Raw genomic sequence first — 20,821 nt, 5'->3', positions numbered from 1 at the left:
GCCTGTGCCGGCGGCCCGGCTGTCCCCCTGACCGAGTTCCATGTCGAGGTGCCGCAGTCAATTGAGCCTGCACGCGGATGACGCGCTTAAGTGAAATTTTACGCGGAGCGGCTTGGGTGTCGGCGAGCGGCCATCGTCCCACCGGTTCCTGCCTATGCCTTCAATCCCCGTCTTGGAGCCTTGCGCGGCGCGCGAGGAGAGGCTGTCGTTTTCCGATGGCCTCCTGGTTGCTTGCCTTTGCCTGGTCGTCAGCTTCGGAGCCATGGCAAGCCTGCCGCGCGCGCAGGACGGCAGCGTGCCGGCAGCGATCGTCTTCCCGCCCTGGGTGGGCGCGGCCGAAGCCATTTCCCTCAGCCTTGCAACCGGTCATCGCGTGCTGCGCAGCGGGCGATTGCCTTCTATCGTCGTGGTCGCGCCAGAAGGCCCGGCACACGCGGCGGCGGCGCTGCCGCAAGGCGCCTGGTTCTCCCTGGTCCTGACCGGTCTCGCCGGCTGCCTCGATGCGGCTGCGGCGGTGGAAGCCTCGCGATGATCTGGTCACTCCCCGCCGTTCGCCGCAGGGTGGCGCAGGTCCTGCTCGCGCTTGGGCTCCTGCATGTGCCGCTGCTGGCGCTGGTCTTTCGGGCTCATGGCGATAACGGGTTCGTGCCGGTCACCATCGCGGCGCTGTCAGCCTTGCTGGCGTTGGCGTCCTATCGCCTGAACGGGCCGGCGATCGTGACCCAGCTCGTCATCGCGACGATGCTGATCGGGCAGGTCTCGATCCTGGTCTTCAGCTTTGCCGGCCATCTCTGGCAGCCGGACATGCACATGTACTATTTCGCGATCCTGGCGCTGCTCGCAGGGTTCTGCGACTGGCGGCCGATCGTGCTGGGCGCCTTGCTGACCGCGCTGCATCATCTCGTCCTGCAATATGCGCTGCCGGCCGCAGTGTTCTATCAGGGCGGCAGCTTGCTCAGGGTTCTGCTGCATGCGGTGATCGTCATCATCGAAACCGCCTTCCTCGCCGTGTTCGCTGTGATCCTGCAGCGCATGTTCACGATGAACGAGGCCAATCTCGCGCGGGCCGAGGCTGTGGCCGAGCGCGAGCGCGTCGCAGGCGAGAAGGAACGCAATTTGGCAGAGGAGCTGGGTCGCCGGGCCGCAAAGCTGCGCGATGTCGTATCCGGTTTTCATGTCCAGATGGAGCAGGCCATGGCTGTGCTCGATCAGTCCGCCATGACGATGAAGGCGGAGGCTGGCGCCTTGACGAGCACCTCCGATCAGGTGCGCTGCCAGACGGCCCTGGTCTCGGCCTCGGCGGCGGGTACGATGGAGAGCATCGAGCATCTCTCGGCGGCGAGCACGGAACTCGTCGCCTCGATCGGCGAGATCGGCCGCAACGCCGGCCATTCCGCCGATGGTGCGAAATCGGCCGCGTCACTGGCGCGCCACGCGAGCGACGAGATCGAGAACCTCGCCCATAGCAGCGAAAATGTCGGCGCCGTGGTCGAGATCATTCGCGGCATCGCGGCACAGACCAGCATGCTCGCGCTCAACGCCACGATCGAAGCGGCGCGCGCAGGCGAGATGGGCCGCGGTTTCGCAGTCGTCGCCAGCGAGGTGAAGACGCTCTCGGCCCAGACCGCCAAGGCGACGGACGAGGTCTCGCACCAGATCGGCGCGATGCAGCAGGCGTCACAGCGTTCGCTCAAGGCGATCCGCGAGATCGTCGAGGCAATCGGCGAGGTCGACAGCGTCGCCGACGCAATCGCGCGGTCCGTCGGCGAGCAAGGTCGGGCAACTGCCGAGATCGCACATCAGGTTCGCCTGTCCTTCGAAGGGGCGCAACGGAGCGCCGACGTCGCCGGTGGCTTCGAGGTCATGACGCAGCAGACCCATGGCGCAGCGCAACAGCTTCAGGGCGCTGCGAATGCGCTGGCTCAGCAGGCGCAGGAAATCCGCCGCGAGGTTGCGAGCTTCTGCAACCGGGTCGCGGCCGCCTAGAGCATCGGACCGAAAGGTGGAAGCCAGCTTTCGGAAAAATCCGATGCCGAGACAAAGAGATGGATCGCCACTTCGCGTCGGCTAGGACGCGTGGCGTAAGCTACCAGTGGCGGCCGGGGCCGACCGGCCCGATGCCGAGGAAGATGCCGAGGCTCGCCGCGATGTCGGCGAAGCTTTCGCGCCGGCCGAGCGGCAYGGGGGCAATTCCGGGACCGAAGGCGAGGATCGGCACATGCTCGCGGGTATGGTCGGTGCCGCGCCAGCTCGGATCGTTGCCGTGATCGGCGGTGATGACGGCGATGTCGCCCGGCCTCAGTGCCGCTTCGATATGGGGCACAAGCCGGTCGAAGGCCTCCAGCGCCGCCGCGTATCCCGGAATGTCGCGCCGATGGCCGTATTCGGTGTCGAAATCGACGAGGTTCACGAAGCAGAAGCCGCCGTCGTTCAGTCCCTCCCAGGCTTCGAGCATCGCCTCGACCATGGCGGCATTGCCGAAGGGCTTGATCTCGGTGCCGGTGGCGCGATGGGCGAAGATGTCGCCGATCTTGCCGACGGTGACGATCGTGCGTCCCTGCGCCGCCAGCCGGTCGAGGATCGTCTCGTCCGGCGGCGGGATGGCGAAGTCCTTGCGGTTGCCGGTGCGGGTAAAGCCCTCCTCCGGTGAGCCGACGAAGGGCCGCGCGATGACGCGGCCGATCCGCAGCGGATCGACGAGGCCTCGCACCGTCTTGCAGAGCACATAGAGCCGATCGAGCCCGAAATGCTCCTCATGCGCGGCGATCTGGAGAACGGAATCGACCGACGTGTAGCAGATCGGCTTGCCCGTCCGGATATGTTCCGCCCCGAGCTCCTCGATGATCACCGTGCCTGAGGCGTGCTTGTTGCCGAGGATGCCGGGCAGGGCGCCTTCCTTGACGATGCCGGCGATCAGCTCCGGCGGAAAGGAGTTCGCAAGGTCGGTGAAATAGCCCCATTGGAATGGCACAGGGCAACCGGCGATCTCCCAATGGCCGGACGGCGTATCCTTGCCTTGGCTGACCTCGACGCCATAGCCCCAGCGCCCCTCCGGGCGCGCGGGTTTCGCGATGCCGGCGAGCGGCCGGCCGGTCGAAATCTCGCAGGCATGGGCGAGGCCGAGCCTCACCAGGTTCGGCAGCTGCAGCGGCCCGCTGCGCACACCCTCGCGGTCACCGCGGCCTGCCGCGCAGGCCTCGGCGATGTGGCCGAGTGTGTCCGAACCCGCATCGCCATAGGCAGCCGCATCCGCGGCGGCGCCGCAGCCGACCGAATCCAGCACGATCAGGAGCGCGCGGGCCATGCTCAGTCCCTCACCGCTGTGGCGTTGGCGATTTCGAGATTGAGCGCGGCTGCCAGCAGCGCCTGGGTATAGGCCTCGCGCGGCCGGGCGAAGATCGCCTCCGCCGGGCCTTCCTCGACCACCTTGCCGTTCTGCATCACCACCACCCGATGCGAGAGCGCCCGTACGACCTTGAGGTCGTGGCTGATGAAGAGATAGCCCAGTTTGCGCCTGGTTTGCAGGCCGCGCAGCAATTCGACGATCTGCGCTTGCACGGACATGTCGAGTGCCGATGTGGGCTCGTCGAGCACCACGAATTTCGGATCGAGCGCCATCGCCCGTGCAATGGCAATGCGCTGGCGCTGGCCGCCGGAGAATTCGTGCGGATAGCGGTCCATCGCCGCCGGATCGAGCCCGACATCGGCGAGCGCCTGCGCCACGATCTCGCGGCGGCGCTGATAGGTGAGGTCGGGCTGCTGGATGGCGAGCCCTTCCGCCACGATCTCCGCCACCGACATGCGCGGCGAGAGCGAGCCGTAGGGGTCCTGGAAGACGACCTGGAGGTTCTTGCGCTTCGGCCGCACCTGCTTGCTGGAGAGCCCGTCGATGCGGTCGCCGAGGAAGACGATCGGCCCCTCAGAGGCGATCAGCCGGAGGATCGCCAGCCCGAGCGTGGTCTTGCCCGAGCCGGATTCCCCGACGATACCCAGCGTCTCGCCCTCGCGGACCTTCACCGAGATGCCGTCGACGGCCTTCACATGCCCGGTTACGCGGCGCATCAGGCCGGACTTGATCGGGAACCAGACCTTGACCGGCCCGGCTTCGAGCAGCGTCGCGGCGTCAGTCGGGACAGGGGAGGGGCGGCCCTTCGGCTCGGCGGCGAGCAGCCGCTTGGTATATTCGTGCTGCGGATTGGCGAAGATTTCGCTGACCGGCCCCTGCTCGACGATCTTGCCCTTCAGCATCACGCAGACGCGGTCGGCGATGCGGCGGACGATGCCGAGGTCATGGGTGATGAACAGCATCGCCATGCCGAGCCGGGCCTGAAGCTCCTTGAGCAGCTTCAGGATCTGGGCCTGCACGGTGACGTCGAGGGCCGTGGTCGGCTCGTCGGCTATCAGCAGCTCCGGCTCATTGGCGAGCGCCATCGCGATCATCACGCGCTGGCGCTGGCCGCCGGAGAGCTGATGCGGATAGGCGTCCAGCCGGCTCCTCGCGTCGCGGATGCCGACGAGTTCCAGCAGCTCCAGCGTGCGGGCGCGGGCCTTCTCGCCGCGCAAGCCCTTGTGCAGTTCGAGAATCTCGCCGATCTGCCGCTCGATGCTGTGCAGCGGGTTGAGCGAGGTCATCGGCTCCTGGAACACCATCGTGATGTCGTTGCCGCGGACCTTGCGCATCGCGTCCTCGTCGGCGGCGATCAGGTCCTGCCCGTTGAACAGCACCTTGCCCGAGGGGTGATGCGCCGCCGGATAGTTCAGCAGCTTCAGGATCGACAGCGCCGAGACCGACTTGCCGGAGCCGGATTCCCCGACCAGCGCCAGCGTCTCGCCCTTGGCGATGGAGAAGGAGACATGATCGACCGCGAGCGTCTCCCGCCCGCCCTGGCGGAAGGCGACGGAGAGGTCCTCGACGGAGAGAAGCGGCGCGCTCATGCGAAGGTCTTCCGCGGGTCGAAGGCGTCGCGCACGGCTTCGCCGATGAAGATCAGCAGCGACAGCATCAGCGCGATCACCATGAAGCCTGAGAGGCCGAGCCAGGGCGCCTGGAGGTTCGCCTTGCCTTGCGCCAGCAACTCGCCCAGCGAAGGCGAGCTCGGCGGCAGGCCGAAGCCCAGGAAGTCGAGCGAGGTGAGCGTGGTGATCGAGCCGTTCAGGATGAAGGGCAGGAAGGTGAGTGTCGCCACCATCGCGTTCGGCAGCAGGTGCCGGATCATGATCGTGCGGTTGGAGAGACCCAGCGCGCGCGCCGCCCGCACATATTCGAAGTTGCGCGCCCGCAGGAACTCGGCGCGCACCACGCCGACGAGGGCCACCCAGGAAAACAGCAGGAGGATGCCGAGCAGCACGAAGAAGCTCGGTGTGATGATCGCCGCGACGATGATCAGCAGGTAGAGCGCCGGGATCGAGGTCCAGATCTCGATCAGGCGCTGGAAGATCAGGTCGGTCCAGCCGCCGAAATAACCCTGGATGGCGCCGGCCGCGATGCCGATCACCGAGGAGAAGGCGCAGAGGATCAGCCCGAACAGCACGGAAATGCGGAAGCCGTAGATCAGGCGCGCGACCACGTCGCGCCCCTGATCGTCGGTGCCCAGCCAGTTCCATTCGAGGTCGCGGCAGGTCGATCCGCCGGTGCGCTCGGCGATCGGCTTGCACTGCGCGTCGCTGAGCGTCCAAGTCGGCGGCGCCGGGGCGGGCACCGGCAGGTCGAGATTATGCGTGCGGTAGCTGTAGCGGATTGGCGGCCAGATCGCGAAGCCGTTGGCGGCGATCTCCTTGGCGATGACAGGGTCGCGGTAGTCGGTGGTCGCGAGGAAGCCGCCGAACTTCTCTTCGGGATAGTTCACCGCGATGGGGAACAGCCACTCGTCCTTGTAGCGCACGACGAGGGGGCGGTCGTTGGCGATGAACTCGGCGACGAGCGAGAGCAGGAACAGGGCGAGGAAGAGCCAGAGAGACCACCAGCCCCGCTTGTTCGCCTTGAAGTTGTTGAGCCGGCGCCGGTTGATCGGCGAGAGCTTGAGCCAGCCCTGCTGCGCCTCGGCCGGCGCCAGCGGGATGTCGCTGCGCAGGGCCGACGGCGGGGCATCGATCAGCGTGTCCATGCTCACGCCTCCCGGCTCTCGAAATCGATGCGGGGATCGACCCAGCTATAGGTCAGGTCGGTGATCAGATGCACCACGAGGCCGATCAGCGAGAAGATGTAGAGATTGGCGAAGACGACAGGATAGTCGCGGTTGACGATCGCCTCGAAAGACAGCAGCCCGAGCCCGTCGAGCGAGAAGATCGTCTCGATCAGGAGCGCACCGGCGAAAAGCGCATGCACGAAGGCGCCGGGGAAGCCGGCGATAACGATCAGCATCGCATTGCGGAAGACATGGCCGTAGAGCACGCCGCGCTCGCTGAGGCCCTTCATCCGTGCGGTCAACACGTATTGCTTCCGGATCTCGTCGAGGAAGGAGTTCTTGGTCAGAAGCGTCGAGGTGGCGAAGGCTCCGAGCGCCATCGCCAGGACCGGCAGCGTGATGTGCCAGAGATAGTCCATCACCTTCCCGAAGAGGCTGAGTTCCCCCCAGTTGTCCGAGGTGAGGCCCCTGAGCGGGAAGATCTGCCAGAACGAGCCGCCGGCGAAGAGCACGATCAGCAGGATCGCGAAGAGGAAGCTCGGGATGGCGTAGCCGACGATGACGACGGCACTCGTCCAGGTGTCGAAGCGCGAGCCCTCCTTCACCGCTTTGCGGATGCCGAGCGGGATCGAGATCGCGTAGGACAGCAGCGTCATCCACAGGCCGAGCGTGATCGAGACCGGCAGCTTCTCCTTGATGAGCTGCAGCACCGGCGCGTCGCGGAAATAGCTGCGGCCGAAATCGAAGCGGGCATAGTCGCCGAGCATCTTCAGGAAGCGCTCATACGCCGGCTTGTCGAAGCCGAACTGCTTTTCCAGCTCCTTGATGAAGGCGGGGTCGAGCCCCTGCGCTCCGCGATAGGCCGATGCCTCGCCATGCGCCCCGGCATCGCCCATCTGGCCGCCGCCGACGCGATCGGCTGCGCCGCTGTTGGGGTTCTGGAGCTGAGAGATCACGCGCTCGACCGGCCCGCCCGGCGCGAACTGCACGATGACGAAGGAGACGAGCAAGATGCCGAACAGCGTCGGTACCATCAGCGCGAGGCGCCGGGCGATGTAGCTCAGCATGCCCCGGTCACGCCTTTCCGATCCGTTTGGCCTTCTCGGCGTCGTACCACCAGATCGCAGGTGCGCCGGAGGAGTATTTCGGCTTGGTCGCCGGCCGGTCGTACATGTCCCAATAGGCCAGCCATTCCTCGTCGTTCCACCACATCGGGATCCAGTAGCGCCCGGCGCGCAGTAGCCGGTCGAGGCATTTCGCGGCGACGACGACCTCGGCATAGCTCTTGGCCTGGCCGATCTTCTCGATCATCGCATCGATGGCGGGATCGCTGATGCCGGCGGCATTGCGCGAGCCCTTGGTCCTGGCTGCTTCCGAGCCATAGATGATGCTGAGCGTATCGCTCGGGATCGCGCCGCCCGACATCGCACGGCTGATGATGTCGAAATCGAACTCGTCGAGGCGGCGCTGATACTGCGCGGGGTCGACGAGGCGCGAGGTGGCGTTGATGCCGAGGCGCTTGAGATTGGCCTGGAAGGGCTGCGTATGCGGCTGCAGGGCCGGGCTGGAATCGAGAAACTCGATCTCGAAGGGCTGGCCGTTCGGCAGCTTCAGCACATTGCCGTCGCGCTTGCAGCCGGCGGCGCGCAGCATTTCGTCGGCCTTGCGCAGCAGGGCGCGGTCGCTGCCTGAGCCATCCGAGACCGGTGGCAGGAAGGGCTCGCCGAAGACCTCGTCCGGCGCCTTGCCGCGCCAGGGCTCGAGCAGTGCCAGCTCCTCCGGTGAGGGCTTGCCGACCGCCTTGGAATCCGAGTTCTCGAAATAGGACGTCATGCGCTCATAGGAGCCGAACATGATGGTCTTGCGCGTCCATTCGAAGTCGAAGGCAAGTCCGAGCGCCTCGCGGATGCGCGGGTCCGCGAATTTCTCGCGCCGGGTGTTGTAGATCCAGCCCTGCGAGCCGACAGGCTCGGTCTTCGGCAGGGCTTCCTTCTTGACCTTGCCCTCATGGACGGCAGGGAAGTCGTAGCCCGTAGCCCAGATGCGCGAGGTGAACTCCTCCTGGAACGTGATCACGCCGCTCTTGAAGGCCTCGAACGCGACCTGCCGGTCGCGGAAATACTCCCAGCGCACCCGGTCGAAATTGTTGGTGCCGATATTGACCGGCAGGTCCTTGGCCCAGTAGTTCGGCACGCGCTCGAACTCGATGAAGCGGCCCTGCTCGAGACGTCCGACCTTGTAGGGGCCGGAACCCAGCGGGGGCTCCAGGGTCGAGGCGGTGAAGTCCCGCGTCGACCAGTACTTTTCCGAGAAGACCGGCAAACCGGCGACGACGAGATGGAGGTCGCGCCCGCGCTTCGGCGATAGCTTCACGACCAAGATGTCGTCGCCCTCGGCTTCCGACGAGACGAGCTCGTTGAGCAGGAGCCGGTAGGAGGGATGGCCCTTCGCCTTCAGGATGTTCATCGAGAAGGCGGCGTCGCGGGCGGTGACGCGCGAGCCGTCGTGGAAGCGTGCCTCCGGCCGCAGGCGAAAGCGATAGGTCAGCTTGTCGGCGGAGACGATGACGCTCTTCGCCAGCAGCCCGTAGAGCGAGCCTGGCTCGTCGCCGGAGCCGGCCATCAACGTGTCGAAGCACGCATCCATGCCGGCGGCGCCGTCACCCTGCAGGACGAAGGTGTTGAGCGTATTGAAGGTGTCGAAGCTCTGGTTGCCGCCGCCCCGCTTGATCTGGACGGTAAGCAGGCCGCCCTTCGGCGCCTTGGGGTTCACATAGGCGAAATGCGGGAAATCCGGTGGCAGGGCGAGTTCGCCGAAGGTCGACAGTCCGTACGATTCGACATCCTGCGCCAGCGCCGCTCCGGGAAGACCGGGCAGGGCGCCCGCCACCGCGGCAGTGCCTGCGGCTTCCAGCAATCTGCGGCGTGTGATGCGCATCGCCATCGTTTCGCGTCTCCGTCTGATTCGCCGCTTTTCTATCTCGCCTGCGCGGCGGGTTACGGCAATGGCCGGCGAGACCTGGCGGGGTCGGCAAGCGGCGATTGTGCGGGCAAGCCGAAGGCGGGAGCAAGGCGGTGCCAAACAAAAAAGCCGGGCAAAGGCCCGGCTTTCTGAAGCAAATGGTCGCAGCTTCGGCCGATCAGGGCTTCGGCAGCGGCTGGGGCGCATCCGCCAGCGAATTCAGATAGGCGACGACGTCGGCGCGGGTCTCGGGCTTGCTGATGCCTGCGAAGGCCATCGCGGTGCCCGGCACATAGGCCTTCGGGTTCTTCAGGAAGTGGTCGAGCGCGTCGGCGTCCCAGGTCTTGTCGTTGCGGCCCTTCATCGCGGCCGAGTAGCCGAAGCCGTCGACAGAGCCCTCGTTGCGACCATAGACGCCGAACAGATGCGGGCCGACCTTGTTGGCGCCGCCCTTCTCGAAGGTGTGGCAGGCCTTGCAGGCGCCGGTGGCCTTCTCGCCCTTGGCGGGGTCGGCCTTGGCGAGGCGCACGGTGATCGGCTCTTCAGCAGCGGCTGCAGGGGCGCCACCGCCGGCAGCGGCCGGCTCTTCGCTCGGCAGGTCGAAGCCCGGAACGGCAGGCTTCTTCGGCGCGAAGACGATGCCCGCCGCCATGTTGAGGCTCATCACGACAAGCAGCGTGGAGAGAACCGCGCCGGCGATCTTGTTGGCTTCGATATTCATCGTATCCGAACCTTGGTGCCCTCCGCGGCCGAGGCCCGGGAGACGAGATAGCGCATAGCCGGAGTCTCGAAAGCCTCCAGCCTCCGCCGTTGCTTAACCGCTTTGCGCGCTTCATTGCAACTCGTATAAGCACGCACCGCTTTGAGACCTTTTGACGCCGCCCGCCGCACCCAACCGCATCCCTGCCGAGCCCGCCCGGAAACATGTCGAATCCGCTGATCCTGATCCCCGCCCGCATGCAGGCGACCCGCCTTCCAGGCAAGCCGCTCGCCGACATCAACGGCGAGCCGATGATCGTTCATGTCTGGCGCCGGGCTGTCGAATCCGGGGCCGGAGACGTCGCCGTGGCGACGGATGCGCCGGAAATCGCCGCCGCCATCGAGGCAGCTGGTGGCCGGGCGGTGATGACCAGCGTCAACCACCAGACCGGCTCGGACCGCATCAAGGAAGCCGCGGACATCCTCGATCCGCAGCGGCATTACGACATCATCGTCAATGTGCAGGGCGATTTCCCGACGCTGGAACCCTCGGCCATCGCCGCGGCGGTGAAGCCGCTCGCCGATCCGGCTGTGGATATCGCGACGCTTGCAGGCGTGATCACCGACGAAGAAGAGAAGATCGCGCCGAGTGTCGTGAAGCTTGTCGGGAGCGAGATCGCGCCCGGCCATATGCGTGCGCTCTATTTTACGCGCGCGACGGCACCGGCGGGCGAGGGGCCGCTCTATCACCATGTCGGCCTCTACGCTTATCGCCGTGCCGCGCTCGATCGCTTCGTCAGCCTGCCGCAGTCGCCGCTGGAGCTGCGTGAGAAGCTGGAGCAGCTGCGCGCGCTCGAAGACGGCATGCGCATCGACGTCATGGTCATCGACCATGTGCCGCGTGGCGTCGACACGCCCCCCGATCTCGATCGCGCCCGCGCGATCCTGAAGTCCCGCTAAGCAGCTCCGAACGCAAAGCGGCATGGCGGCTTTGCGTTCGGAGCTGCGTTAAAACAAGAAGCTGAGGAGCCTGAGAATCCCCATGTCCTTCGTCGTGTCCTACCAGGGTGAGCCCGGCGCTTTCTCTTCGCAGGCGGCTCTCCAGGTGTTTCCGGACTGCGAGCTGCTGCCCTGCCCCACCTTCGAGGATGCGCTCGCCGCCGTCAGCGACGGCAAGGCGCGCTACGGCATGATCCCGATCGACAACTCGATCGCCGGCCGCGTCGCCGACATCCACCATCTGCTGCCGCGCTCGGGCCTACACATCATCGGCGAGCATTTCCTGCCGATCCGCTTCCACCTGATGGGTGTCGCGGGCGCGACGCTGGCGACGGTGAAGACCGTGCAGAGCCACATCCATGCGCTCGGCCAGTGCCGCAAGATCATCCGCAAGCTCGGCCTCAAGGCCGAGGTTGCGGCCGATACGGCCGGCTCCGCCCGGCAGGTCGCCGAGGCCGGCGACGTGACCCGCGCGGCGATTGCCCCGCGTATCGCGGCGGATGTCTACGGCCTCAACATCCTGATGGAGGACATCGAGGACGAGAAGCACAACACCACGCGCTTCGTCGTGCTCTCGAAATATCCGGAATATGCCCGCCAGGGTGGGGCCAAGACCGTCACGACACTGATGTTCCGCGTCCGCAACATCCCGGCGGCGCTCTATAAGGCGATGGGCGGCTTCGCCACCAACGGCATCAACATGACCAAGCTGGAAAGCTACATGGTCGACGGCCTGTTCTCGGCGACGATGTTCTACGCCGATGTCGAGGGCCATCCCGATGATCCGGCGCTCCGGCGCGCGCTCGACGAGCTCTCCTACTTCTCCAAGGAGATGAAGATCATGGGCGTTTATCCCGCGAGCGAGTTCCGGTCCACCATCGAGGAGCCGGCGGAGTAGGATAGGCCGCCCCGTGAGCGCCCCATCCTCTGCGGGCGCTCACGTCACCGGGCTCTGCAGCGGTTCGGGCACGTCGTATCCCTCTGCGGTATAACTGTTGATCTTGTTGCGCAGCGTGCGGATGGCGATGCCAAGCAGATTGGCGGCATGCGTGCGGTTGCCACCGGTTTCCCGCAGCGTGGCGAGAATCAGGTCGCGTTCGACGTCGGCGACAGGCAGGCCGACGAGTTGCTCCACGATGGCCTGTTCGGGATCGAGGTCGTGCATGGTCGCGGTCCTTTCCGAGCCCCCGGAAGCCCCATCGACCCTGCAAGGGGACGCCCTCGATGGTTAAGGAGTGGTAAAGACGAGGCATGCCGGAACCGTCGTCGGCCGCCGCCGCGCGCTGCTTCGCTTGCGGCGACAGGCGTCAATACCGCTCTTTCGCCCTCACCAGGGGCGCGGACCCTCCATCGTCGAGACATGGGCCGAGACGACCTTCCAGCCGAGATCGGGGAAACGCACCCAGGTCTGGCTCTGGCGGCCGATGATCTCGCGTCCGCGCACCTTGAACTCGAGATTCACCGTGGCGAGGTCGCGGCCGAGCGTCAGGATCTCCAGGCGGATCCGCTTCTCCTTGATGCCCGGCCCCGGCGGGCGCGCGATGCGGTGCTCATGGATCTCGGAGAAACCGTAGCCGTTTTCGCCCAGCGCATAGCGGATGGTATGCGGGCTGTTCCAGAACGAGGCGTCGAGCACGTCCACATCCTTGTCGACCAGAGCCTGCTCATAAGCCTCGAACAGGGCGCTGATTTCGGCGACAACGTCGGGCAGGTTCGGGGTCAGGTCGGTCACGCGAGGGCCTCCATGGCTTGGGCGACGGCGATCAGGCTGGCATCGGTGCCGCGCCCGCCGATGATCGAGAGGCCGACCGGCGCGCCCTCCACCGTCGCACCGGGCATGCTGGCCTGCGGTGAGCCGGTGAGGCCGCCCTGAGCGCAGAGGCAGGTGATGCGGTCGCGCATCGGCTGCAGCTCAGGGATCGGCAGGCCGCGCAGAGGCGCCGGGAAGGGCGTGGTCGGCAGGCACAGGATTGTGCCGGGCGGCAGCAGGTAGCGCAGTCGTGCTCGTGCCTCCTCGCGCATCAGCGCTGCCCAGTTGCGCTCGTTCGGCGGGACCTGGGAACCGGCGATCAGCCCGGCGGCGACGCTGAAGGCCATGCGCGGATTGTGCCCCTCGATCCAGGGCTTGAAGGTCTGCCAGGCCTCGACCGGTTGCAGGCTGCGCTGTGCCCGTGCCCAGACCGAAAGCCCCTGAGGCGCCATGATCTCCTCACGCGCCGGCCCGACGATCCGTTCGAGCTTGCGGACCATCGGAAGCAACGCATCGGCGACTTCCGGATCGGCGAAGCCGAAGGCGTCGACGGCGAGCAGGAGCTTTGTCGGGAGCGGTCCAGGGACCTCGCCCAGCATGACGCTGCTCACTCGCGCGAAGGTCTCTGCATCCCGCGCGAACCAGCCCGCCGTGTCCGAGCTTGGCGCTTGCGGCATCAGCCCGGTCAGGTCGAGCCGGCCATGCGTCGGCCGGATGCCGTAGAGGCCGCAGAAACTCGACGGCACCCTCACCGAGCCGCCGGTGTCGGTGCCCAGCGCGGTGTCGCACAGGCCAGCGGCGACCGCGGCGGCCGAGCCCGAGGATGAGCCGCCGGGCACGCGCTCGGGCGCAGCCGTATTGGTCGGCGTGCCGTCGAAGGCATTTTCGCCGAGGATGCCGAGCGAGACCTCGTCGGTGATCGTCTTGCCGACGAAATCCGCTCCTGCGTCCAGCAGTGCCTGCACCGCCCAGGCATGGCGTGTCGGGATGGGGTTCGCCTTGGCCCAGTCGTGGTTGCCGCCACCGGTCGGCAGGTCGGCGACGTCGAACAGGTCCTTGACCGCGAAGGTCAGTCCGGAAAGCGGCCCAGCGGGATTGCCGGCAATGCGGGCGCGGGGCCCGGGTACGAAGGCGTTGACCGGGTCCGTCATGGCAGGCTCCGCAAAGGCAGTTCGTCAGTGAGATCGTGCGCAGGGGTGCGTCAGATCCGCTCGCCCTCGAGCGCCCAGGCCCGCACCAGCGTGTTGGCGATGGCGATATGCTGGGGGCAGGCGAGGCCGTCCGGGTGGGCGCCGTCGAGCATCTGCAGCACCTCCTCGCGCGGGAACCAGCGTCCGGCCTCGAGCTCGGTCATGTCGAGAGTGATCTCGTCGCCGAGCGCCTCGGCGATGCAACCGACCATGATCGATGAGGGGAAGGGCCAGGGCTGCGAGGCGACGTAGCGCACTGCACCGACGCGCAGACCGGCCTCTTCCCAGCTCTCGCGGCGCACCGCGTCCTCCAGCGTCTCGCCCGGCTCGACGAAGCCGGCGATGCAGGAATACATGCCTGGCGCGAAGCGGGCCTGGCGCGCCAGCAGGCAGTTCTCGCCGCGCGTCACCAGCATGATCACAACCGGGTCGGTACGCGGGAAATGCATCGCACCGCAGGCAGTGCATTCGCGTCGCCAGCCCGAGGCCCCGGCAACGGTCGGCCCGCCGCATTGCGCGCAGAAACGGTGACGGGCATGCCAGTCCAGCACGGCCTTGGCCTCGCCGAGCGGCCCGACCTCGTCCTCCGGCACGATGCGCTTGAGCGCGACGGAGCGCAGATCGGTCAGGAAAAGCTCGGATCTCTCCTTCAGCGGCTCGATCAGCGCCTTGTCGAGCAGGCGCGCGAAGCGCGGCGTGCCGTCCTCGGCCATGCCGAGGAAGATTTCCTCGGCGGCGGGGCCGAGCATCTCGGTCTCGCCATGGGTGAACCAGACCGAAAACGCATCGCCGTCGAGCCGCTTCAGGACCGGCGTTTCGCCGGCCACCGCGACGATCCGGGTGTCCGAGCGGTGGCGGAGCGCCGTCACCGCGTCGGGTTTACTGCGCAGATCCTCGCGCCGGTCGAGCCGATTGATCGCGAACCCGGTGAGGGAGGAGCGTTCGCGGCGGAGCGGGGCGTCGTTCATGCCTTGGGTCTAGACCCGCGACACCCTGCCGCGCAAGCGCCTCTCAGGCCTCTCCGCGACCGCGCAGCAGATGGATGATGCCGGAGAAATCGGTGCCGCCTTCGCCCCAGGCATTGTGCAGCCCGAAGAGTTGCGCCGCCGCCGCGCCGAGCGGGGTCGAGGCCCCGGCCGTCTGCGCCGCTTCCTGCGCCAGCTTCAGGTCCTTCAGCATCAGCGCCGAGGCGAATCCCGGCTTGTAGTCGTTGTTGGCGGGCGAGGTCGGCACCGGCCCCGGCACCGGGCAGTAGGTCGTCAGCGACCAGCACTGGCCGGAGGACGTCGAGGCGACGTCGAACAGCGCCTGGTGCGAGAGGCCGAGCTTCTCGGCGAGCACGAAGGCCTCGGAGACGCCGATCATCGAGATGCCGAGGATCATGTTGTTGCAGATCTTGGCGGCCTGCCCGTTCCCGGCGCCGCCGCAATGCACGATCTTGCGGCCCATCTTGGCGAGGATCGGCTCGCCCTTGTCGAAGGCGTCGGTCGCACCGCCGACCATGAAGGTCAGCGTCGCGCCCTTGGCGCCGCCGGTGCCGCCCGAGACCGGGGCATCGAGCGAGAGGCAGCTGCGCTCGGCCGCCAGCGCATGCGCCTTGCGGGCGCTCTCGACGTCGATGGTCGAGGAATCGATCAGCAGCGTGCCGGGCTTCACCGCCGGCAGGATATCGGCCCAGACCGCGAGCACATGCTTGCCGGCCGGCAGCATGGTCACGACGATCTCGGAATCCGCGACCGCGTCCCGGGCGGAAGCCGCAATGCCGACGCCGAGTTCTGCGGCAGCGTTGCGCGAGGCCTCGACCAGATCGAAGGCTTTGACGCTGTGCCCGGCCTTGACGAGGTTGCCGGCCATCGGGCCGCCCATATTGCCGAGGCCGATGAAGGCGATGTTGGTCATGCTGCGCTTCCTTCCATTCTTCTTGACGGAATACTCTTTGCGGAATATCTTGGCGACCGATGATACGATCCTTCGCGCAGCGCGATGCCGAGCTGCTCTTCAACGACAGGCCGGTCCGGCGCTTCGCGGCGATCGAACGTATCATTCGCCGCAAGCTTCTGCTGCTTCATGCAGCCGCCAGGCTGGACGATCTGCGCATTCCGCCGGGCAACAGGCTGGAGGCCTTGCGCGGCGATCGGGCGGGGCAGCATTCGATCCGCGTCAACGATCAATGGCGGGTCTGTTTCATCTGGAAGGACGGAGAGGCGCATGATGTCGAAATCGTCGACTATCACTGATCCGCAGGACCATGCCGATGAGGCGGCGCTCGCTCCGCTTCCACCCGGTGAAATTCTGCTGGAGGAGTTCATGAAGCCGCTCGGCATCACCCAGAACCGCCTGGCGCGGGACATCGATGTGCCGGTCAGCCGCATCGCCGGCGTGGTCAAGGGCGATCGGGCGATCACGGCCGACACGGCGTTGCGTCTCGCGCAGTTCTTCGCGACCTCGCCGGAGATGTGGATGACCCTGCAGAGCGATTACGACCTGCGCATCGCGCGACAGGCATCGGGCCGCGAGATCGAGAGCCGGGTGAGGCCGCTCGCCGCATAGGCTCAATTCCCCTTCGCGCGTCCCACCAGCCCGCGCGCGACGATCATCCGCATCACTTCGTTGGTGCCTTCGAGGATCTGGTGGACGCGCAGGTCGCGGACGATCTTCTCGATGCCGTAATCGGCGAGATAGCCGTAGCCGCCATGGATCTGCAGGGCATCGTTCGCGACCTCGAAGCCGGTGTCGGTGGCGACGCGCTTGGCCATGGCACAGAGCTTGGTCGCGTCCGGCGTCTTGGCGTCGAGCGCGGCGGCCGCACGCCACAGAAAGGTGCGGGCCGCCTCGAGCTCCGTCGCCATATCGGCGAGCTTGAACTGCATGGCCTGGAAATCGGCGATAGGGCTGCCGAAAGCCTTGCGCTCTTTGGCATAGGCTAGCGCCTTGTCGAGTGCGCCCTGCGCCCCGCCGATCGAGCAGGCGCCGATGTTGAGCCGCCCGCCGTCGAGGCCGGCCATGGCGATCTTGAAGCCGATGCCCTCCGGGCCGAGGCGGTTCGCCACCGGCACGCGGCAGTTCTCGAAGATCACGGCGCGCGTCGGCTGGGCGTTCCAGCCCATCTTCTTCTCGTTGGCGCCGAAGGAGAGGCCGGGCGTGTCCTTCTCGACGACGATGGTCGAGATGCCGGAGGGGCCGGGCTCGCCGGTGCGCGCCATCACGACATAGACGTCGGAGACGCCGGCGCCCGAGATGAACTGCTTCTGGCCGTCGAGGACGTAATGGTCGCCGTCGAGCACGGCCTTCGTCTTCAGCGCGGCTGCGTCGGAGCCGGCGCCGGGCTCGGTCAGGCAATAGCTGGCGAGGTGCTCCATGGTGCACAGCTTCGGCAGGAAGCGCTGGCGCTGCTCGCCATCACCGTAGCGGTCGATCATCCAGGCGCACATGTTGTGGATCGAGATATAGGCTGCCACCGTTGGGCAGCCGGTCGAGAGCGCCTCGAAGATCAGCGCCGCGTCGAGCCGCGTGAGGCCGGAGCCGCCGACATCCTCCTGGATGTAGATGCCGCCCATGCCGAGCGCAGCGGCAGCGCGCATCTCCTCGACCGGGAAATGCTTCTCCTCGTCCCAGCGCGCGGCATGGGGCGCGAGCGTTTCGGCAGCGAAATCCTGCGCCATGTCGCGGATGGCGATCTGGTCTTCGGTGAGAGCGAAGGCGTTCAAGGCTGGCCCTCCTGATCAATGAGATAGTCCCGTCGCGCAGTCGCGCGCAATCGCGACGAAAGGCAGGGCCTGTTCGCGTCGTCGGATCGGAATGGGGAAGGGTGGCCGGCACATCGTGATGCGCCGGCAGCATTCATGGCAGGTCGGGCCGCGCGGAGGAAGGCCGGAAGCGGCATTGCGATGATCCGCAGCGCTCGCTCCATGGCGTCCTCCGGCGTTTCCGCGTCAGTTCATCGTCGGGATGACGAAGCTGGCGCCGTCCTTGATGCCGCTCGGCCAGCGCGCCGTCACCGTTTTGGTCTTGGTGTAGAAGCGGATCGAATCCGGGCCGTGCTGGTTGAGATCGCCGAAGGCGGACCGCTTCCAGCCGCCGAAGGTGTAATAGGCCAGCGGCACGGGAATCGGCACGTTGATGCCGACCATGCCGACCTGCACCTTCGACGCGAAGTCGCGCGCGGCGTCGCCGTCGCGGGTGTAGATCGCGGTGCCGTTGCCGTATTCGTGGTCGTTGGTGAGCTTCAGCGCCTCGTCATAGCTGTCGGCGCGGACGACCGAGAGCACCGGCCCGAAGATCTCTTCCTTGTAGATCCGCATGTCCTTGGTGACGTTGTCGAACAGGCAGCCGCCGACATAGAAGCCGTTCTCATAGCCCTGCATCTTGAAGCCGCGGCCGTCGACCACGAGCTTGGCGCCTTCCTCCACGCCGACATCGACGTAGTGCTTGATCTTCTCCATCGCCGCCTTGGTGACGACGGGGCCGTAATCGGCGGTGAGGTCGGTCGAGGGTCCGACCTTGAGGCTCTCGACGCGCGGGATCAGCCGCTTGACCAGTTCGTCGGCCGTCTTCTGGCCGACCGGGACCGCGACCGAGATCGCCATGCAGCGCTCGCCGGCCGAGCCGTAGCCGGCTCCGATCAGCGCATCGACGGCCTGATCCATATCGGCGTCGGGCATGATGACCATGTGGTTCTTGGCGCCGCCGAAGCACTGCACGCGCTTACCGTTCGCGCAGCCGCGAGCGTAGATGTATTCGGCGATCGGGGTCGAACCCACGAAGCCGACGGCCTTGATCTCGGGATGGTCGAGGATGGCGTCGACGGCTTCCTTGTCGCCGTTGACGACGTTGAGGATGCCGGGAGGGCCGCCTGCCTCGACGAAGAGCTCGGCGAGACGCATCGGTACGCCCGGATCGCGCTCGGACGGCTTCAGGATGAAGGCGTTGCCGCAGGCGATCGCGGGGCCGAGCTTCCAGAGCGGGATCATCGCCGGGAAGTTGAACGGGGTAATGCCGGCGACGACGCCGAGCGGCTGGCGCAGCGAATAGATGTCGATGCCCGGGCCGGCGCCGTCGGTGAACTCGCCCTTCATCAGGCCGGGCACGCCGAGGGAATACTCGATCACCTCGACGCCGCGCTGGATGTCGCCCTTGGCGTCGGGAATGGTCTTGCCGTGCTCGCGGGCGAGCAGCTCGGCGAGCTCCTCGTTGTTCTGGGCGATGAGGTCGAGGAACTTCATCAGCACGCGGGCGCGGCGCTGCGGGTTGACCGCGGCCCATTTCGGCTGCGCCTCGGCGGCGTTCTGCACGGCGGCGTCGAGTTCGGCGGCGGAGGCGAGCGCGACCTTGCCGATCACGCTGCCGTCCATCGGCTGGAAGATGTCGGAGCTGCGCCCCGACGTGCCGGCGACCTGCTTGCCGCCGATGAAATGTCCAACCTGACGCATGGCGCCCTCCCTACGAATTGCTGGTGTGTTGATCTTGCCAAGACCCTACCATTCTCGTTTGCGCACGGATATAGCGAGAGTAGAACGTTGGTCGTGCGAAAAAACAAATACGAGGAGGGGAGCCTTGGAGCGATTCGATTGGGACGATCTGCGCTTCTTTCTCGCCGTGGCGCGCTCCGGGCGCCTGACGGCTGCGGCCCGCAGGCTCGGAGCCGACCACGCCACCGTCTCGCGTCGCATCACCTCGCTGGAGGAGGCGCTCAAGGCCAAGCTCTTCGAGCGCCGGCCGCAGGGCTACACGCTGACCGCGCATGGCGAGCGGCTGCTCGCCAAGGCGGAGAGCATGGAGACCGAGGCTCTCGCGATCCAGAGTGACATCGGCGGCGCTGACATGGCCTTGTCCGGCACGGTCAGGATCGGTGCGCCGGACGGCTTCGGTACCGCCTTCCTGGCGCCGCGGCTCGCAACCTTTGCGAGATCCTATCCCGGTCTCGAAATCCAGCTCATCGCGATGCCGCGGCTCTTGTCACTGTCGAAGCGCGAGGCCGATGTCGCGATCACGCTGGCCCCGCCCAAGGAGGGCAAGGTCGTCGCGCGCAAGCTCTCCGACTACCGCCTGGGTCTCTACGCCTCGCCGGAGTACCTCGCGTCGATGCCGCCGGTGACGCAGCCGGAGGATCTCTTCGAGCACCGCATCATCGGCTATATCGACGACCTCATCTTCTCGCCGGAGCTCGACTATCTCGACGAGGTCGCCAAGGGGCTGCGCGCCCATGTCCAGAGCTCCAGCGTCATCGCGCAGATGAATGCTGTGGTGGCGGGCGCCGGCATCGGCGTGATCCATCATTTCATGGCGGAGGGCGAGCCGCGCCTCGTCCCCGTTCTGCCGGAGACGGTGCAGATCACGCGCTCCTTCTGGCTGTTGGTCCATGCCGATCTGAAGGACGTTGCGCGGGTGCGCGCCATCGTCGACTTCATCGTGCGCGAGGCGAAAACGTCTCGGACCTTGCTGATGGGCGAGGGGAGGGTGGAGCATCGCGCAGCCGCCGAATAGCGCGAGCGGCGAGGCCGCGAGGATCTTTCAGCGCTCGTCCCGCGGATCGAGCGCACGGCCGCTGCGATAGGCGTCGAGGAAGCGATCGGACGCGATCAGGTCGGCAAGGGCCCGCAGACCCTTTGCGACATCGGAGCCGAGCGTGGTCTCGACCCGCCCATTGGCCGCTGCCCAGCGCGAAACGGCCTGCCGGAGGCGATCCCGGCCTGCTGCCGTCAGGCTTGCCCGCTTGCTGCGCCTGTCCTCCAGATCGGGATGCAGTTCGACCAGCCCGTCCCGGACCAACGGGCGCAGAGCATGGGTGAGTGCCGAGATCTGGATGAGCTGGCGTGCCGCAACTTCGTTCAGTGTCGGGCCACTGCCGTCTTCGGTCAGGCCATCGATAGCAGCGAGCAGTCCGAACTGTGTCGCCTTCAGGCCGAGCGGTGCGATCGCATCGTCATAGAGCTGGCCCAGCCGCCGCGTGGCGCGTCGCAAGGCAGTATTGGTGCAGGCAAGCGCGAAGAATGCCTCCGGCACATCCTCCTGTCCCTCGCAGGCCTCCGGCGCCCTCTGATCGGATGTCATGTTCATACCCCTAAAATGGTTGAGCACCGCACTATTGAAAAGGGCTC

21 protein-coding genes are annotated in these 20,821 nt (G+C 66.7%); 7 read left to right on the top strand and 14 right to left on the bottom strand.

What is annotated here, in order from left to right; all coding sequences use genetic code 11:
• Positions 1-262: 262 nt before the first annotated feature.
• Complete coding sequence (locus AB4Z10_RS16485; protein ID WP_441471461.1) at positions 263-532, top strand: hypothetical protein; 270 nt, start codon at positions 263-265, stop codon at positions 530-532.
• Entirely contained in the window at positions 529-1,986 is a 1,458-nt protein-coding gene (locus tag AB4Z10_RS16480; protein WP_441471460.1) for a methyl-accepting chemotaxis protein, read from the top strand. The genes AB4Z10_RS16485 and AB4Z10_RS16480 overlap by 4 nt, the downstream gene beginning before the upstream one ends.
• A 100-nt stretch (positions 1,987-2,086) precedes the next feature.
• On the opposite strand, the gene AB4Z10_RS16475 is transcribed toward AB4Z10_RS16480, so the two are convergent.
• The 6 genes from AB4Z10_RS16475 to AB4Z10_RS16450 form a co-directional block, all read right to left on the bottom strand.
• Entirely contained in the window at positions 2,087-3,304 is a 1,218-nt protein-coding gene (locus tag AB4Z10_RS16475; protein WP_441471459.1) for a phosphopentomutase, read from the bottom strand.
• A 2-nt stretch (positions 3,305-3,306) separates the two neighbouring features.
• Positions 3,307-4,935: an ABC transporter ATP-binding protein gene (locus tag AB4Z10_RS16470; protein ID WP_441471458.1), complete on the bottom strand. Its 1,629-nt coding sequence runs from the start codon at positions 4,933-4,935 to the stop codon at positions 3,307-3,309.
• Complete coding sequence (locus AB4Z10_RS16465; protein ID WP_441471457.1) at positions 4,932-6,104, bottom strand: ABC transporter permease; 1,173 nt, start codon at positions 6,102-6,104, stop codon at positions 4,932-4,934. Before AB4Z10_RS16465 ends, AB4Z10_RS16470 begins: the two co-directional genes overlap by 4 nt.
• A gap of 2 nt (positions 6,105-6,106) precedes the next feature.
• Positions 6,107-7,192 carry a microcin C ABC transporter permease YejB gene (locus AB4Z10_RS16460; protein WP_441471456.1) on the bottom strand — a complete coding sequence of 362 codons (1,086 nt, stop codon included), beginning with the start codon at positions 7,190-7,192 and terminating at the stop codon, positions 6,107-6,109.
• 7 nt (positions 7,193-7,199) lie between these two features.
• On the bottom strand, positions 7,200-9,068 hold the full coding sequence (locus tag AB4Z10_RS16455; RefSeq protein WP_441471455.1) for an extracellular solute-binding protein: 1,869 nt from the start codon (positions 9,066-9,068) through the stop codon (positions 7,200-7,202).
• Positions 9,069-9,264: 196 nt separating this feature from the next.
• Positions 9,265-9,807 carry a c-type cytochrome gene (locus AB4Z10_RS16450; protein WP_441471454.1) on the bottom strand — a complete coding sequence of 181 codons (543 nt, stop codon included), beginning with the start codon at positions 9,805-9,807 and terminating at the stop codon, positions 9,265-9,267.
• A 203-nt stretch (positions 9,808-10,010) separates the two neighbouring features.
• On the opposite strand from AB4Z10_RS16450, the gene AB4Z10_RS16445 reads away from it, so the two are divergent.
• Together AB4Z10_RS16445 and AB4Z10_RS16440 are read left to right on the top strand one after the other, a co-directional pair.
• Positions 10,011-10,745, top strand: a complete 735-nt coding sequence (locus AB4Z10_RS16445) for a 3-deoxy-manno-octulosonate cytidylyltransferase (RefSeq protein ID WP_441471453.1) — start codon at positions 10,011-10,013, stop codon at positions 10,743-10,745.
• Positions 10,746-10,827: 82 nt separating this feature from the next.
• Positions 10,828-11,682: a prephenate dehydratase gene (locus tag AB4Z10_RS16440; protein ID WP_441471452.1), complete on the top strand. Its 855-nt coding sequence runs from the start codon at positions 10,828-10,830 to the stop codon at positions 11,680-11,682.
• Between the two features lie 39 nt (positions 11,683-11,721).
• Here the strand turns inward: AB4Z10_RS16440 and AB4Z10_RS16435 are convergent, their stop codons facing one another.
• From AB4Z10_RS16435 to mmsB, 5 genes are all read right to left on the bottom strand, one after another.
• On the bottom strand, positions 11,722-11,949 hold the full coding sequence (locus AB4Z10_RS16435; RefSeq protein ID WP_441471451.1) for a helix-turn-helix domain-containing protein: 228 nt from the start codon (positions 11,947-11,949) through the stop codon (positions 11,722-11,724).
• A gap of 162 nt (positions 11,950-12,111) precedes the next feature.
• Positions 12,112-12,516: an oxalurate catabolism protein HpxZ gene (gene hpxZ, locus AB4Z10_RS16430; protein ID WP_441471450.1), complete on the bottom strand. Its 405-nt coding sequence runs from the start codon at positions 12,514-12,516 to the stop codon at positions 12,112-12,114.
• Positions 12,513-13,685: an amidase gene (locus tag AB4Z10_RS16425; RefSeq protein ID WP_441471449.1), complete on the bottom strand. Its 1,173-nt coding sequence runs from the start codon at positions 13,683-13,685 to the stop codon at positions 12,513-12,515. The genes hpxZ and AB4Z10_RS16425 overlap by 4 nt, the downstream gene beginning before the upstream one ends.
• Before the next feature lie 50 nt (positions 13,686-13,735).
• Positions 13,736-14,692 carry an NAD(+) diphosphatase gene (nudC, locus tag AB4Z10_RS16420; protein ID WP_441471448.1) on the bottom strand — a complete coding sequence of 319 codons (957 nt, stop codon included), beginning with the start codon at positions 14,690-14,692 and terminating at the stop codon, positions 13,736-13,738.
• 43 nt (positions 14,693-14,735) lie between these two features.
• On the bottom strand, positions 14,736-15,623 hold the full coding sequence (gene mmsB / locus AB4Z10_RS16415; RefSeq protein ID WP_441471447.1) for a 3-hydroxyisobutyrate dehydrogenase: 888 nt from the start codon (positions 15,621-15,623) through the stop codon (positions 14,736-14,738).
• Positions 15,624-15,682: 59 nt separating this feature from the next.
• Between mmsB and AB4Z10_RS16410 the strand changes: the two genes are divergently transcribed.
• On the top strand, positions 15,683-15,961 hold the full coding sequence (locus AB4Z10_RS16410; protein ID WP_441471446.1) for a type II toxin-antitoxin system RelE/ParE family toxin: 279 nt from the start codon (positions 15,683-15,685) through the stop codon (positions 15,959-15,961).
• On the top strand, positions 15,936-16,274 hold the full coding sequence (locus AB4Z10_RS16405) for a HigA family addiction module antitoxin (protein ID WP_441471586.1): 339 nt from the start codon (positions 15,936-15,938) through the stop codon (positions 16,272-16,274). Before AB4Z10_RS16410 ends, AB4Z10_RS16405 begins: the two co-directional genes overlap by 26 nt.
• A gap of 2 nt (positions 16,275-16,276) precedes the next feature.
• Here AB4Z10_RS16405 and AB4Z10_RS16400 read toward each other — a convergent pair whose 3' ends face one another.
• Both AB4Z10_RS16400 and AB4Z10_RS16395 read right to left on the bottom strand, forming a co-directional pair.
• Positions 16,277-17,431, bottom strand: coding sequence for an isobutyryl-CoA dehydrogenase (locus tag AB4Z10_RS16400; RefSeq protein WP_441471445.1), 1,155 nt, complete (start codon positions 17,429-17,431; stop codon positions 16,277-16,279).
• Positions 17,432-17,656: 225 nt separating this feature from the next.
• Positions 17,657-19,153, bottom strand: a complete 1,497-nt coding sequence (locus AB4Z10_RS16395) for a CoA-acylating methylmalonate-semialdehyde dehydrogenase (RefSeq protein WP_441471444.1) — start codon at positions 19,151-19,153, stop codon at positions 17,657-17,659.
• Positions 19,154-19,277: 124 nt separating this feature from the next.
• Between AB4Z10_RS16395 and AB4Z10_RS16390 the strand changes: the two genes are divergently transcribed.
• Positions 19,278-20,207 carry a LysR family transcriptional regulator gene (locus tag AB4Z10_RS16390; protein ID WP_441471443.1) on the top strand — a complete coding sequence of 310 codons (930 nt, stop codon included), beginning with the start codon at positions 19,278-19,280 and terminating at the stop codon, positions 20,205-20,207.
• 27 nt (positions 20,208-20,234) lie between these two features.
• Here AB4Z10_RS16390 and AB4Z10_RS16385 read toward each other — a convergent pair whose 3' ends face one another.
• Complete coding sequence (locus AB4Z10_RS16385) at positions 20,235-20,774, bottom strand: MarR family winged helix-turn-helix transcriptional regulator (protein ID WP_441471442.1); 540 nt, start codon at positions 20,772-20,774, stop codon at positions 20,235-20,237.
• Between the last annotated feature and the right edge of the window lie 47 nt (positions 20,775-20,821).

This window comes from Allobosea sp. RAF48 (assembly GCF_052114025.1).
In the GTDB taxonomy this organism is placed as follows: Bacteria; Pseudomonadota; Alphaproteobacteria; order Rhizobiales; family Beijerinckiaceae; genus Allobosea.
Note: the sequence above shows the minus strand (reverse complement) of the source record. Positions and strands in the feature narration are given on the sequence as shown.

Coding starts and splice junctions, on each gene's coding strand:
- AB4Z10_RS16485 (WP_441471461.1), top strand. CDS start 263: ATGGCAAGCCTGCCGCGCGCGCAGGACGGCAGCGTGCCGGCAGCGATC.
- AB4Z10_RS16480 (WP_441471460.1), top strand. CDS start 529: ATGATCTGGTCACTCCCCGCCGTTCGCCGCAGGGTGGCGCAGGTCCTG.
- AB4Z10_RS16470 (WP_441471458.1), bottom strand. CDS start 4,935: ATGAGCGCGCCGCTTCTCTCCGTCGAGGACCTCTCCGTCGCCTTCCGC.
- AB4Z10_RS16465 (WP_441471457.1), bottom strand. CDS start 6,104: ATGGACACGCTGATCGATGCCCCGCCGTCGGCCCTGCGCAGCGACATC.
- AB4Z10_RS16460 (WP_441471456.1), bottom strand. CDS start 7,192: ATGCTGAGCTACATCGCCCGGCGCCTCGCGCTGATGGTACCGACGCTG.
- AB4Z10_RS16455 (WP_441471455.1), bottom strand. CDS start 9,068: ATGGCGATGCGCATCACACGCCGCAGATTGCTGGAAGCCGCAGGCACT.
- AB4Z10_RS16450 (WP_441471454.1), bottom strand. CDS start 9,807: ATGAATATCGAAGCCAACAAGATCGCCGGCGCGGTTCTCTCCACGCTG.
- AB4Z10_RS16445 (WP_441471453.1), top strand. CDS start 10,011: ATGTCGAATCCGCTGATCCTGATCCCCGCCCGCATGCAGGCGACCCGC.
- AB4Z10_RS16440 (WP_441471452.1), top strand. CDS start 10,828: ATGTCCTTCGTCGTGTCCTACCAGGGTGAGCCCGGCGCTTTCTCTTCG.
- AB4Z10_RS16435 (WP_441471451.1), bottom strand. CDS start 11,949: ATGCACGACCTCGATCCCGAACAGGCCATCGTGGAGCAACTCGTCGGC.
- AB4Z10_RS16425 (WP_441471449.1), bottom strand. CDS start 13,685: ATGACGGACCCGGTCAACGCCTTCGTACCCGGGCCCCGCGCCCGCATT.
- nudC (WP_441471448.1), bottom strand. CDS start 14,692: ATGAACGACGCCCCGCTCCGCCGCGAACGCTCCTCCCTCACCGGGTTC.
- mmsB (WP_441471447.1), bottom strand. CDS start 15,623: ATGACCAACATCGCCTTCATCGGCCTCGGCAATATGGGCGGCCCGATG.
- AB4Z10_RS16410 (WP_441471446.1), top strand. CDS start 15,683: ATGATACGATCCTTCGCGCAGCGCGATGCCGAGCTGCTCTTCAACGAC.
- AB4Z10_RS16405 (WP_441471586.1), top strand. CDS start 15,936: ATGTCGAAATCGTCGACTATCACTGATCCGCAGGACCATGCCGATGAG.
- AB4Z10_RS16395 (WP_441471444.1), bottom strand. CDS start 19,153: ATGCGTCAGGTTGGACATTTCATCGGCGGCAAGCAGGTCGCCGGCACG.
- AB4Z10_RS16385 (WP_441471442.1), bottom strand. CDS start 20,774: ATGACATCCGATCAGAGGGCGCCGGAGGCCTGCGAGGGACAGGAGGAT.